A 12,425-nucleotide genomic window follows, 5' to 3' on the forward strand; every position below is an offset into this window, starting at 1 on the left:
GGTCGACGACGGTGGGGGTGACGCGGGTCGCGGCGGTGAGGCGGTCGGTCAGTGCGGGTACGCCGGGAGCCGGCCTCACGATGACAGCGGCGAGGTGTTCGGTGCCGACGTCAGCCGCGTCGAGGAGGTGGCCGACGGCGTCGGGCACCTGGTCGAGGAAGGGCTGGGCGGCGGTGGTTATGTCGTCGCGGTTGATGACCACCGGCTGGTGGGGTGTGGGGAGCATGACCGGCGCCCGCTCCTGCTGGCCGAGTTGGTGCCGGGCGGTGCGGATGGACTCCAGGAGAGCGCCGTGCTCCTCCGCTGCGATCGTGTCGGTGTGGTCGACGTTTGCTCGGAGCGGGTCGTGGCCGGCGGTCACGGTGGCGACGACGTGTCGCGCGATGAGGTCGTCGAGGTTGTGTGAACCGTGGAGTTGCTGTGTTGCCAGCTCGCGGTAGCCGTCGCTGACCGTCTGCAGGACGGTGAGGGTGGGCGGATGGTGGTCGGCCTGGCAGACGAGTACGCAGGCGTTCTCGGGCGTGGTGGGGCCGAGTGTCGTGGTGTAGGCGGCCAGGGCGGCGGGTGCGGTGACCAGGGCCGGCGGTGGTAGTCCTGCTCGGGCCGCTGCATCGCTGACGTGTGCGCGGCGGCGTGGTCCCCAGGCCGGGGGGATGGTCACGGTGAGGTCGGTGATCGGTTGGCCGACCTGGTGGGCGGCGTGGTTGCCGACGTGCCGCATGACCGCAGCGAGGACATCCACGGGGCCGGGTCGTGCCGGATCGGGAGCCTGGGAAGGACTGGCGAGGTGGTCGGCCGGGTGGTTGACGAACCGGTGGTCTGCGGGCAGCGACCGTGCGGCGGTGGCGTCGACACCGACGTAGAGGTCACCGGCGGGGCCGATGGCGACGCCCGGCGGCATGACGAGTCGACCGTCGATGAGGATGGGAACCCGGGTGCCCTGCCGGCTGACCGTGGCGGCGATGGCCGAGGAGCTGAGGTCGATCGACAACCTGGCGTCCCCGTTGACCATGAGAGGCAGTCTCGCCCGTGGTGGCGAGGCATTGTCAACCGTGATACTCGCCCGTGATCCCCGGTGCGCGAATGGTGAGAATCCTTCCGGCTGGGATGGTCGGAGACGCTGATCCTCGTGTATGGGAAGAGATTGACGATCAGCCGCAGGGAGGGGCAGGTGCCGCAGATGTCCCCGGACCGAGGCGACAGACTGGCCGAATACGGTGCGCGGGTCACCGTCCATCCTCCCCACGACCCGCCCCGACGCCGTAGGTCGCTGTCCCGTTCCCTGACCAGCGCCGCCCGCGCCGTTATCGGTGCCGGATTCTTCCTGGCGGGGGTGCCGGCGCTGTTGTGGCTCGTCGGCGGCAACCCGGTGCGACGGCTACCGGCGTGGTCGCAGATCCCGGACTGGTTCGAACGGTCCAGCGGACGGTTCACCCCGGACGTCCTCATCGGCGCGGCCTTCTGGGTGATGTGGCTGCTGTGGGGCGTCTTCGCGCTGCTCCTGCTCGCCGAGATCCTCGCCGGGCTGACCCGGTGGCGCGTTCCCGCGCTCAGGCTGCCGGCCCCGTTGCACCGGCTCGTGTTCGGCCTGGCCGGCACTGCCGCGCTCGCCGTTACCCCCGCCGGCCCTCTCGGCCGCGTGGCGAACCCGGACCCGCCGTCCACGCCCGTCGCGGCCGCAGAGCACGCCGATGTTCCCCGGCAGGCCGCCGCCCGTGGACCCGCCATCATTTAGGTCGCCGAGCAGCGCTACCTGTACACGGTCGAGCGGCACGACACCCTGTCCAAGGTCGCCAAAGACTGGCTCGGCGACGCCAACCGTTGGCCGTAAATCTGCAGCCTGAACAAGCACCGCCACTTTCCCGGCGTCGGCGGCACCCTGCGCGACTGCGACCTCATCTACCCCGGCTGGGAACTGCGCCTGCCCGCCGACGCCCGCCCACCACACACCGCCATACCCGCCAGACCACCCAAGCCGCCACCGGCGACGCCGTCCCGACCTACGACGCCATCGGCATCGCCGAGCGCCGACCCGGACAGGCCAGACCCCACCACAGCACCGCCGACCACCGAGGGACCGGCAGCCGTCCCCAGCGCCACACCCTCGGCCGCAGCGAGTACGTCCGCCTCAATGCCGACCACATCCTCCACGACTGCCGACCCCACCTCGTCGCCGGTCACGCCGACCAACCCCGACACCCACAGCCCTGCGGTCGCAACCGACCAGGACGGAGTGCATCTGCCGGGAGGCGACTGGCTGCCCTGGTCGCTCGCTGTCGCGATCAGTGCCGCCGCCACACTGGTCTGGCTCCAGCGCCGGCGCCGCTACAGCGGTGAACCCGACGCCGATCCACCTGCCGAACTCCCGCCGCCCGTGGTGCAGGTCCGCCGCGCCGTGGCTGCCCGCCACTCCGGGCCACCGAACCCGGACGCCGACGACAACGAGCCGTCGACGCTCGTACCCGAACTCGCATCGCTACCGACCGGCGGAATCGGCATCGTCGGCGACGGCGCGCACGCCGCAGCCCGCGCCGCTCTCGTCGCGGCCCTGGCCACCGGCAACCCACACCACCCCCATACCCGTGGTGAAGTCATCATCGACACCGCCACCCTGGCTACCCTTTTGGGCCCCGACGCCATCGCCCTCGCACCATGGCCACGGCTGCACACCACCGACAACCTCGACGACGCGCTCACCGCAGTCGAGGCCCAGCTCCTGCACCACAGCCGTATCCTCGACGAGCACACGCTGACCGACCTGGACACCCCACGCCAACAGACCCCTGACGAGGAACCCCTGCCACCGGTCGTGTTGATCACCACGGCCCCGTCCGCCGCCACCTCCACCCGGGCCACGACCGCGCTAACCCTCGGCGGCAACCTGAACGTGTCCGCAGTGCTGCTCGGCGCATGGACACACGGCACCACCATCGACGTCACCTCAGACGGCCACACCACACACGCCTCCGGGACGGCGACCGAGCCGATCGCACCGCGCCTTCCTGTACTCGATACCCAGACCGCCCTCGGGATTCTCACGACGCTGCGCGAGGCCCATACCGGCGAACCCATCACACTTCCGTCGTCCGTCGGCCCAGGCCCGACGGTTCCACTGCACGCCAGCCGAACCGAGATCACGTCTCCCGACCGTCCCGAACCGATAGCCCCAGCTGCCGAGAGCGACGCCACTGGCAGGGCACGGCTGTGGGTCCTCGGACCGCCACGGATCGACGACATCACCCACCCCGGCCGACCGCTGCGCGCCAAGGCCCTCGAGCTGGCCGTGTTCCTGGCCTGCCACCCCGACGGCGTCACCACCCGCGAGATCGGCGAGTACCTCGAACCCGACGCCCGCATCAGCCAAGCCGACCAACGCGTCCACACGAACGTCAGCAACCTCCGACACGTCCTCGCCCGCGCCGCCACCCCCGACGCGAAGAACGCGTACATCGTCAAGAGCGCCGGACGCTACCGGCTCGACCCCACCACCGCCGATGTCGACGTCTGGACCCTGCGCGACCTTATGCGCACCGCCACCATCGCCACCGGCCCACGCCGCCGCGAACTGCTCACCGCCGCCTGCGACCTTTACACCGCACCCCTGGCGGACGGCCAAGACTACGAACGGCTCCCACCCCACCGGGAAACCGTGCGCCGCTGGGCGACCGAGGCCCACCTGCTACTCGCCGACGACCTCATCGGCACGGACCCACAGGCGGCATCCGACCTGCTCGACAAGGCCATCGCGCTGGACCGGTACAACGAGGCCCTCTACACCCGCGCCATGCACGCCCGCCACGCCCTCGGCGACACCGACGGCATCCGCATCCTCCTCCGCGCCCTGACCAGAGCACTGGCCGACCTCGACGCCGAACCCCAGGAAGCCACCACCACCCTCGCCAACCAGCTCCGGAGCAATCCCGCTGACATGTGAGCATCACCGACACCGCGACCGACCCACGCAGAGGGCGCTGCGTCGGACAGGCGGCATTGGCCAACAGCACGTGCCGGTCCGGCGATCTCCCCCCGCCCGCCGAAGATCGATGGCCCTGGCTGCGTTGGAGGGCGATCCCACCGGGGGTGCGTGACGCAGGAAGGTCCAGATGCCTCCGCGTATCCGCTTCTGTCGAAAGTGGCACGCCCTGCGGGCCGCTCCAAACGTCTGACCGTGCCCGCTTTGGGACGTCACTGGGCGCTTCGTGGTCGACGTGCATACCGCAAGGTCATCCCCGACTAGGACCGGGCTGCCGGCCGGGACGGCTGGCGGGAGGCTCTGCATTGGCGCCCGTGGCGGGACGAGGTTCTCGCGCCGGATTGAAGACGCCGGAGCGCAGGGCTGCGGCGACCGCCGCAGCGGTACGTCGGGCGAACTCCTCGTCGATGGGTTCGTCGACGACGAGCAGCCGCAGGAAGAAGGGCGCGCCCAGGACCTCGATCGCGGCCCGGGCATCGGTGTCCTGAGGCAGCTCGCCGCGGGCGACGGCGTGGTTGACGACGGCCTCGGCCAGGCCGAACCGTTCGGCGAAGAAGCTGCGGACGATCTGCGCGGCGCGTGGGTTGTGGGGCACGGCCGCGGCCAGGGCGGTGAGCAGCTCGCCAGGTTCGCCGGTCATGCCGCGCCGGATCAGCAGCGCCAGTTCTTCGAGGTCGGTGTCGAGGTCGCCGGTGTCCGGGATCGGGACGACCTCACTGGCGTACTCGCTGAGCAGGTCGCCGAGGACGCCTTCCAGGTCGGTCCACCGGCGGTAGACCGACGTCTTGTTGACGCCGGCCGCCTGGGCGACCCGTTCGACGGTCAGCCCGGTGTACCCGTCGACGAGGAGGGCACGGGCGGCTGTGAAGACCGCGGCCCGGACACGGGCGCTGCGCCCGCCCGGTCGTTGGCCGGTAGACATCGGACACCTCCTTTAACGCACTTCCTGTTGCGTTATGCCACCTCATCATGCCAGACTGAGAAAAGCAACACGAGTTGCGATTAGGGGAGGATCCATGAATACCAGCGTCTGCATCGTCGGCGGCGGGCCCGCAGGGCTCGTCCTGGGGCTGCTGCTCGCCCGACAGGGAGTGAAGGTCACCGTGCTGGAAAAGCACGCCGACTTCCTCCGGGACTTCCGCGGCGACACGGTCCATCCCTCCACACTGGCCATGCTCGACGAGATCGGTCTCGGCGAACGGATGGCGGCGCTGCCCGGGCGCAAGGCCGGCTCACTGCGCGCCACCTTCGACGACGGCACCTACACCGTCGCCGACTTCACGCGCCTGCCGACGCCGCACAACTACCTGTACTTCGTTCCCCAGTGGGACTTCCTGGAAATGCTCGCGACCGAGGCGGCGAAGTTCCCCACCTTCACGCTGCTTCGCTCCACCACCGTGACAGGCCTGCTCCGCGACGCGTCCGGTGCCATCACTGGCGTGCGCGCCATTGGCCCGGAGGGCGAACTGGAGATCGAGGCGTCGCTCACCGTCGCCTGCGACGGCCGCGATTCGGTGGTACGCCGGGAACTCGGGCTGCGGCCGGTCGACTACGGCGCGCCCATGGACGTGCTGTGGTTCCGAATCTCGCGCCGCGCTGGCGACGGCGACGGCCTGGCGATGCGGATCGGCGCCGGCGGACTGATGCTCGCCATCGACCGCGGCGACTACTACCAGTGCGCATACGTCATCGCCAAGGGCGGCTACGACGAGATCCGCGCGGCCGGGCTGGAGGCGCTGCAGGAACAGGTGACCCGGCGGCACCCCGTCCTCGCTGACCGGGTCGGTGAGCTCGCCACCTGGGACGACGTCAAGCTGCTGACGGTGAAGGTCAACCGGCTGGAGCGGTGGCACGCGCCCGGCGCGCTGCTCATCGGCGACGCCGCACACGCCATGTCCCCGATCGGTGGCGTCGGCATCAACCTGGCGGTGCAGGACGCCACGGCCACCGCCCGGATGCTGGGCCCGACGCTCGCCGCCGGGCAGCCGGTCACCGAAGCGGATCTCGCCGCAGTGCAGAAGCGCCGGCGCTTCCCGACGGTGGTGACGCAGAACATCCAGCGCGCCGCGCAGCGGCGCATCGTCGACCCGCTGCTGCACGCCACCGGCCGGATCGACGCCCCGGCACCGATCCGCCTGCTGCAGCGGTTCCCGGCACTGCAAGCCCTCCCCGCCCGGCTGGCCGGCATCGGCGTACGCCCCGAACACATGCGCTGACCCACCATTCCGGCAGCCGGATGGAGACGTGATCCGCTACGACAGGTACGGATTCTGGCTCTGCCGGTAGCACCCGCTACCCGCAGTCTCGGGCTCTCGCGGCATCCGGATCTGCCGCTGACAACGCGATCTTGCTGCTACTGCTGGCGAGGTCATGCGGACGATGTCTGAACCGCTTTGTCGCGGATTGCCCCTACCTGGTCTCGACCGCAGGATGAGACGGGGCTTCCAGCGGATTCGCCGCGTTGACGTGACCGCTTCCAGTGGTCTACGGCTCGCTGAGCCGGCGGATGGCGGCGATCTTGTGCAGCCAATTGCTCAGCCTGGTGATCTTCACGATGTCGCCGGTCTTCGGGGCGTGGATGATGAGTTCTTCGCCGAGGTACATGCCGACGTGGCGTGGGTTGTCGATGCTGCCTTGGCTGCCGGGGATGAAGATCAGGTCGCCAGGTAGTAGAAGCGCCGGGTTGCTTACGGGTTTCCCAGCGTGGGCCTGGTCGGTCGTGGTGCGGGGGATCGGGATGTCGGCTTCCTGGTAGGCAGCCTGCATCAGGGACGAGCAGTCGCACTGCTTGGCGGGGTCTCCGGAGTGCGGGTCGGTGCAGGATCCGCCGAAGTGGAACGGGGTGCCGAGCTGGCCGATGGCCCAGAAGATTGCGGTGGCGACGGCGGGTGGGGTGTCGGCGGGGAGTGCGAGCCCGTCCGGGAGGGTGGCGACCGCGTCAGCGGGGCAGTCGGTGAGGGTGCTGGTCAGCTGTTCCACCAGGCTTGTCGCGTCGTCGGTCCACTTTGCGTACGCGTCGGGGTATGCCGAGACTTGTACCGCCTGTGCGGCCTGGGTGAGTGGCATCGACTCCCAGCCGGGCACGTTCAGGAGCTTGTCGAAGAACTTGCCCGCCTGGTAGCCGGGCTCGGAGAGTTGCGTGACGGTGCCCCAGCCCTGGCTCGGGCGTTGCTGGAACACCCCGATGGAGTCGTGGTCGTTGCGGTTGCCGAGGTGGGGCAGGTTGCGCAAGCCGGACTCTTGTATGGCGGTGGCGACGGCGACTACCCAACCCCAGCGGGGCACGCCTTTGGCGACGCCGATGTCGATGATGGTCGCGGCGATCTCCAGTTGTTCGGTGTCCCAGCTGACGCTGCGGGGTGGGTGCCCGCTGGGGCGCGCGGCGGGTGCGGTGGCGACGCCACAGCCGCCGGAGCCGCCGCCGAGGAGGGACGACAGCAGAAGCATGGGCAGTCCGAGGCAGGCGACGATGACGACGGTGACGACGCCGATGAGGATCCTGGTCATGGGGTGGCTCTTCGGTAAGGACGCAAGAAGGCCGATCTGTGCGGCCGGCGAGGCGAACAGCGGACGCGGGCTGCAGGCGGTGGACGAGCGGTAGCAGCGCGGTATGGGCGTCGCGAAGAAGGCCGGCGATTTCGATCAGTAGCCGCTGAGGTAGGTGCGGTACACCGCTGTCTCTTCGGGTCGTGAAACGCGGAAAGGGCCGTGGGCCGCCCGAACGGGCGGCCCACGGTGAGTGGTGGTGGGTTCAGGGGAGAGGTGCGGCGAGCACCTGGTCGGCGTGGCGGAGCAGCTGCTCGATGAGCCGGCCGACGTCGTGGAAATCGGAGCGGGTGTCGGTTTCTGCGGCGTTGCTCCAGTCCCAGGTGCCGTGGGCCATGGCGGGTACGTGCCAGAGGCCGCCGGCGGGGTCGAGGAAACGCGCGCAGTCCCAGCGGTCGGCAAGCAGGGTGAGGGGTTGGGTGGCGCAGGTGATGGTGCAGGCGCAGTCGGGTTCGTTGTAGGTGGTGCGCCGCAGGTGGTGGTGGATGAGGTAGCGACAGTCGCAGCTTCTCTGCCACGGTGGCCCGTACGTCAGGCCATCCAATACGCGCACCTGCGCACCACAGCAAGCGAGGGCTACAGCGGACGCGCCCGCCACGGACTACGCCGCGTCCTGGACCTCGAAACCGCCCGCGCCATGGCCGACTACCTCCACCGCATCGGCGACCGGATCGACCACGGTGAAGGCATCTCCGGCCCTGCCGCCCAGCGGCTGCTCGACGCAGCCCGCGACGCGGCCACCCGGTTCGACGGCATGTTCCTGTCACCGCGACAGGTCCGTGCCCTGCTCAACGACCCGCGGCTGCAAGTCCACGACAACCCGCAGGCGTTCTTGACCTGCGCCTACGACCCCGCCAAGGCCCTGTGTCATCCCGACCACGCCGGGCACGGCGGCGAGCAGCCTCGCCTGGACCGATGCAACCCGGCATGCGCCAACACCGCCCGCACCGACAGCACATCACCGACCTGACTACCCAGACCAACCAGCTCCGGGCGGAGATCGCCAACCCGCTCACCCCCGAGCCGATCCGCGACCGACTCGCCCAACGCCTCGCCGCGCTGGAACAGATCGCCGACCGTCACATCCGCAGCCGCACCACCAAGGGACCAGCAGATGCGCAAGGATGAGCGCGCCGAGATCGAGGCAGCGATGAACCGGCTCCTCGACGGCCTACCACTGCGCTCTGACGGCAAGCTCACCGTTGTCTGCCTGGCCATCGAGGCGGGCGTCAAACGACACGTTCTCACCCACAAGCACACCGACCTACGCGACCGCTTCTACGCCCGGGTGAAGGCCCACAACGGCCTCGCCGCCAACCAAACGGCATTGCACGAGCAGAACGCCGAACTGGGCCGCAGGCTCGACAACATGCGTACTGAGCGGGACGAGTACAAGCGAGCCGCCGACGCACTGGCCCGCGCACTCAACGTGCTCACCGTCGAAAGCGACGCGCTGCGAAGGCAAGTCAGCCGACTGCGCGAGCGCAACGGGCCAACGCCCCTGATGCCCGTTTCATGAGGGCTGGCCGCGGCGGCGAGGCAGCATCGAACGTTCGTCCTTTTGAACGCGCCGGACAACTCGCGCCGGTCCGCGGTGGTCACCCGAGGCTCGGACTACGAGCCACGATCAGCACGTGCTAACTTCTGTTGGCATGTGCAGGGTTCGGTTATGAGCAGGGCTGCTCCGACCGGGGACGAGTTGGTGCAGGTGCTGGCCACGTTGGCCAGCCCGCACCGGCTGCGGGTCGTCGCGGCGCTGGTGCGTGAGCGCAACTACGTGAGCCGGCTGGCGCGCGAGTTGGGCATCAGCAGGGCGCTGCTGCAGGTCCATCTACGGAAGTTGGAGACGGCTGGTCTGGTGTCGGCGCACCTGGAGCTGTCCGAGGACGGGAAAGCGATGAAGTTCTACGAGGTAAACCAGTTCGTGTTCACGCTCACGCCAGAGGTGATCGCGGTCGCGGCACAGACGCTGACCGTCCCGGATGCGGTGGGGCGAGACGGTGAGGAGGAGTCGCGTTCATGAGCGGACAGGATTGGACCGAAGTCGTCGGCGCCATCGGCCTGTTCACCCTGATCATCACGGTGATCTCGGTGACCATCGTGCAGTTGGCTTCGACCTGGCGGGCGAAAGCGGCCCTGGCCCGCGAGGCGGAGTACCGCCAGCTCGCTGAGGCCGCCGTGCAGACCCAGGAGGCCACTGAACGCCGGCTGGCAGTCCTCGACGAGCAGGTCGGGCAGGTACAGACCCGGCTGGCATCGATCGAGCGGATCCTCAAGCAGGTCGAGTAGGTCCCAAGCGGGCCCTGGGCCGTCGAGCGGGAACTCGACGGCCCAGGTGAAGAAGAAGCACCACCTCGCCCGCGGGGCGAGTTCTGATCGTCATGCTCCTTCGTGAAAGGACAGCATTTCATGCTGCGCAAAGGCAAATCGCCTGGTGGTCACCGAGGTGACGCCACCTGGCCACCGGGGTCACGACCCCTCAGCAATCTAGGTAGCCGGGCCAGGGGGACAGTGATCGAGCGGGTCGCCGGCTGGTCGGTGCGGCACCGTGTATTGGCGATCGCCGGCTGGTTCACGCTGGTGGCGGTGGCAGTGCTATCCAGCGCGCTGCTGCCGGGCGAGCAGGCACGCTCCACCGATCCAGGCGAGTCCGGTCGGGCACAGTCGGTGCTGCGGCAACAGGACGGCTACGTGCCGGCCTTGGAGAGCGTGCTGATCCAGGCCCGTGAGCCCCGCGGCCAGCGGGTGAGCGACGATCCGCAACTGCGTACGGCGGTAGAGGACCTCGCCGATTCGCTGCGGCGCACCGGCGCGGTCACCGACGTCCGCTCGCCCCTGGAGCCCGGCGGGCAGTCGCTGATCTCAAAGGACGGCCAGTCCGGCCTGGTCACCTTCCAGGTCGCCGGCGTCCTCGACGAGGTGAAACCCAACTACGACACCGCCGTCCGGGCGGTTGAGGCGGTGGCAGACCGCCATCCGCAGGCCAGGATGGCGCAGGCGGGCGACCGGAGCCTGACGGTCGCGGTGGACCAGGGAATCCAGGACGACTTCAAACGCTCCGAGCTCATCTCGCTGCCGCTGACCGTGGTGATTCTCCTGGTGGTATTCGGGTCCCTGGTCGCCGCCGGGATCCCGCTGCTACTCGCGCTCACTACCGTGGCGGGCACGTTCGGGCTGCTCCAGGTCGTTGCCCACTGGGTGCCGATCAACAGCGCCACCTCGTCGATGGTGCTGCTCATCGGCGTGGCGGTGGGCATCGACTACTCCCTGTTCTATCTGCGTCGGGCCCGGGAGGAACGCGCCGCCGGACGCGACATCGTCCAGGCGCTGCAGATCACGGCCCGCACCTCCGGGCACGCCGTGGTGGTCTCCGGCCTGACCGTGATGCTGTGCCTGGCTGGTCTGCTGTTCACCGGGCTGGACAACTTCCGGGGCCTGACGGTTGGCGCCGTGTTGGTGGTGGGTCTGGCGATGACCGGGTCGGTGACCGTGCTGCCGGCGCTGCTGGCCCTGCTCGGTAGCCGGGTCGACAGTGGCCGCATCCCGTGGCTGAGCCGGCGCCGGACCGCAGCAGTCGAGTCCCGTCTGTGGTCCGCGGTCGCGCACGCCGTCGTCCGACGTCCGTTGCTGTGGGGTGGCGTGGCGGCGATGGCCCTGGTCATGGTGGCGCTGCCCGCGTTCGGCATGCGGCTGCAGGACGCCGCCGTCACCGACAGCCTGCCGCGCAGTGTTGCCACCGTTGACGCAGCCATCCGGATGCAGCAGGCGTTCCCGGGCGCGGCCAGCCCGGCGCGGGTCGTGGTCTGGAACACCAGCGGCGATGGCGTTGACAGCCCCACGGTGCGAACCGCGATCGACGACCTGCGCCGGCAGATCACCGGCAGCGGCGGCGTGCTCGCCGAACCCCTCGCAGTGGTCAAGGTGGACCGCGCACTCGTCATGCGGATCCCGCTGGCCGGGTCGGGAACTGATACCACCTCCAACCAGGCCCTGCGCACTCTGCGAGAGGATGTCCTGCCCGCTACCCTCGGCAAGGTCGGGGGAATCGAGTACGCGGTCACCGGCCGAACGGCTGTCGCTTACGATTTCGCGACCGTATTGAACAACCGGACCCCGCTCGTGTTCGCCTTCGTGCTCGTCCTGGCGTTCCTCCTGCTCGTGATCGCCTTCCGGTCCCTGGCCGTCCCGGTCGTGTCGATCGCGCTGAACCTACTGTCAATCGGCGCCGCCTACGGCGTACTGACCTGGGTGTTCCAGGACGGACACCTCACCTCCGTACTCGGTTTCACCTCCTACGGCGGGGTGGTCGGCTGGCTGCCGTTGTTCATGTTCGTGATGCTGTTCGGCCTGAGCATGGACTACCACATCTTCATCCTCAGCCGCATCCGCGAACGCTGGACCGCAACCGCCAACCCTCGCGACGCGATCATCGGTGGCATCGCCAGCAGCGCAGGCGTCGTCACCAGCGCCGCAGTCATCATGACCGCCGTCTTCACCGTCTTCATCACCCTCAGCGCCATCGAGTACAAGATGCTCGGCGTCGGCATGGCTGTCGCCGTCATCATCGACGCCACCATCGTGCGCGGGGTTCTCCTCCCCGCCGCCATGACGCTGCTGGGAGCCCGCACCTGGGCACTGCCACGCTCACTGCAGCGATTCCCCGGAACATCCAAGCCCGCAGGCCCCGATCACGAGCACCTTGCCCAGCCTGCTGCGCTGGAGCCCACGCACTAAGAGGACGTCTGATTCACGTATTTTGTCAGCTATGTGGGTTTAGTTGTATCGCCAGGTTGGGGTGGTTTCGGTGGTGAGCCGTTTGGCGAGGTTGTCGATCATGGCGATGGTGATCATGCTGGCGGAGTTGTCGGGTCGGGCTTCGTAGTCGCGCACGAGTCGGCGGTGGTGC

Annotated in this window: 13 protein-coding genes and 1 pseudogene; 9 read left to right on the forward strand and 5 right to left on the reverse strand. The window is 69.2% G+C overall.

Annotated features, from left to right (window positions below):
* Positions 1–1,012 (reverse strand): Hsp70 family protein (locus E1258_RS23585; RefSeq protein WP_165949881.1); only part of this gene is annotated, 1,012 nt, incomplete at its 3' end.
* Positions 1,013–1,180: 168 nt separating this feature from the next.
* Here E1258_RS23585 and E1258_RS35120 point away from each other — a divergent pair.
* Together E1258_RS35120 and E1258_RS23590 are read left to right on the forward strand one after the other, a co-directional pair.
* Positions 1,181–1,735 carry a hypothetical protein gene (locus E1258_RS35120; RefSeq protein ID WP_243715641.1) on the forward strand — a complete coding sequence of 185 codons (555 nt, stop codon included), beginning with the start codon at positions 1,181–1,183 and terminating at the stop codon, positions 1,733–1,735.
* 396 nt (positions 1,736–2,131) lie between these two features.
* Positions 2,132–3,934: a hypothetical protein gene (locus E1258_RS23590; protein WP_243715642.1), complete on the forward strand. Its 1,803-nt coding sequence runs from the start codon at positions 2,132–2,134 to the stop codon at positions 3,932–3,934.
* A gap of 289 nt (positions 3,935–4,223) precedes the next feature.
* Here E1258_RS23590 and E1258_RS23595 read toward each other — a convergent pair whose 3' ends face one another.
* Positions 4,224–4,895, reverse strand: a complete 672-nt coding sequence (locus E1258_RS23595) for a TetR/AcrR family transcriptional regulator (protein WP_132404971.1) — start codon at positions 4,893–4,895, stop codon at positions 4,224–4,226.
* Positions 4,896–4,989: 94 nt separating this feature from the next.
* Between E1258_RS23595 and E1258_RS23600 the strand changes: the two genes are divergently transcribed.
* Positions 4,990–6,189 carry an FAD-dependent oxidoreductase gene (locus E1258_RS23600; protein WP_132404973.1) on the forward strand — a complete coding sequence of 400 codons (1,200 nt, stop codon included), beginning with the start codon at positions 4,990–4,992 and terminating at the stop codon, positions 6,187–6,189.
* 268 nt (positions 6,190–6,457) lie between these two features.
* On the opposite strand, the gene E1258_RS23605 is transcribed toward E1258_RS23600, so the two are convergent.
* Positions 6,458–7,480: a C40 family peptidase gene (locus E1258_RS23605; RefSeq protein ID WP_132404975.1), complete on the reverse strand. Its 1,023-nt coding sequence runs from the start codon at positions 7,478–7,480 to the stop codon at positions 6,458–6,460.
* 244 nt (positions 7,481–7,724) lie between these two features.
* On the reverse strand, positions 7,725–8,072 hold the full coding sequence (locus tag E1258_RS23610; RefSeq protein ID WP_132404977.1) for a hypothetical protein: 348 nt from the start codon (positions 8,070–8,072) through the stop codon (positions 7,725–7,727).
* Between the two features lie 84 nt (positions 8,073–8,156).
* Between E1258_RS23610 and E1258_RS23615 the strand changes: the two genes are divergently transcribed.
* The 6 genes from E1258_RS23615 (at position 8,157) to E1258_RS23640 (ending at position 12,253) form a co-directional block, all read left to right on the forward strand.
* The gene (locus E1258_RS23615; protein ID WP_132404979.1) at positions 8,157–8,489 is read left to right on the forward strand and encodes a hypothetical protein; all 333 of its coding nucleotides are present in this window, start codon (positions 8,157–8,159) and stop codon (positions 8,487–8,489) included.
* Complete coding sequence (locus E1258_RS23620; protein ID WP_132404981.1) at positions 8,447–8,647, forward strand: hypothetical protein; 201 nt, start codon at positions 8,447–8,449, stop codon at positions 8,645–8,647. The genes E1258_RS23615 and E1258_RS23620 overlap by 43 nt, the downstream gene beginning before the upstream one ends.
* Positions 8,634–9,038 (forward strand): hypothetical protein, encoded by a 405-nt coding sequence (locus tag E1258_RS23625; RefSeq protein WP_132404983.1) that lies wholly within the window; start codon positions 8,634–8,636, stop codon positions 9,036–9,038. Before E1258_RS23620 ends, E1258_RS23625 begins: the two co-directional genes overlap by 14 nt.
* A 150-nt stretch (positions 9,039–9,188) precedes the next feature.
* Positions 9,189–9,542 (forward strand): ArsR family transcriptional regulator, encoded by a 354-nt coding sequence (locus tag E1258_RS23630; protein WP_132404985.1) that lies wholly within the window; start codon positions 9,189–9,191, stop codon positions 9,540–9,542.
* Complete coding sequence (locus E1258_RS23635; RefSeq protein WP_132404987.1) at positions 9,539–9,808, forward strand: hypothetical protein; 270 nt, start codon at positions 9,539–9,541, stop codon at positions 9,806–9,808. Before E1258_RS23630 ends, E1258_RS23635 begins: the two co-directional genes overlap by 4 nt.
* Positions 9,809–10,105: 297 nt before the next feature.
* The gene (locus tag E1258_RS23640; RefSeq protein WP_243715643.1) at positions 10,106–12,253 is read left to right on the forward strand and encodes an MMPL family transporter; all 2,148 of its coding nucleotides are present in this window, start codon (positions 10,106–10,108) and stop codon (positions 12,251–12,253) included.
* A 39-nt stretch (positions 12,254–12,292) separates the two neighbouring features.
* On the opposite strand, the pseudogene E1258_RS23645 reads toward E1258_RS23640, so the two are convergent.
* Positions 12,293–12,425: pseudogene (locus E1258_RS23645) on the reverse strand (IS5/IS1182 family transposase); the annotation flags it as partial.

The organism is Micromonospora sp. KC207 (assembly GCF_004348615.1).
Classification (GTDB): Bacteria; Actinomycetota; Actinomycetes; order Mycobacteriales; family Micromonosporaceae; genus Micromonospora.

Coding starts and splice junctions, on each gene's coding strand:
- E1258_RS35120 (WP_243715641.1), top strand. CDS start 1,181: ATGTCCCCGGACCGAGGCGACAGACTGGCCGAATACGGTGCGCGGGTC.
- E1258_RS23620 (WP_132404981.1), top strand. CDS start 8,447: ATGCGCCAACACCGCCCGCACCGACAGCACATCACCGACCTGACTACC.
- E1258_RS23615 (WP_132404979.1), top strand. CDS start 8,157: ATGGCCGACTACCTCCACCGCATCGGCGACCGGATCGACCACGGTGAA.
- E1258_RS23630 (WP_132404985.1), top strand. CDS start 9,189: ATGAGCAGGGCTGCTCCGACCGGGGACGAGTTGGTGCAGGTGCTGGCC.
- E1258_RS23600 (WP_132404973.1), top strand. CDS start 4,990: ATGAATACCAGCGTCTGCATCGTCGGCGGCGGGCCCGCAGGGCTCGTC.
- E1258_RS23635 (WP_132404987.1), top strand. CDS start 9,539: ATGAGCGGACAGGATTGGACCGAAGTCGTCGGCGCCATCGGCCTGTTC.
- E1258_RS23625 (WP_132404983.1), top strand. CDS start 8,634: ATGCGCAAGGATGAGCGCGCCGAGATCGAGGCAGCGATGAACCGGCTC.
- E1258_RS23595 (WP_132404971.1), bottom strand. CDS start 4,895: ATGTCTACCGGCCAACGACCGGGCGGGCGCAGCGCCCGTGTCCGGGCC.
- E1258_RS23590 (WP_243715642.1), top strand. CDS start 2,132: ATGCCGACCACATCCTCCACGACTGCCGACCCCACCTCGTCGCCGGTC.
- E1258_RS23605 (WP_132404975.1), bottom strand. CDS start 7,480: ATGACCAGGATCCTCATCGGCGTCGTCACCGTCGTCATCGTCGCCTGC.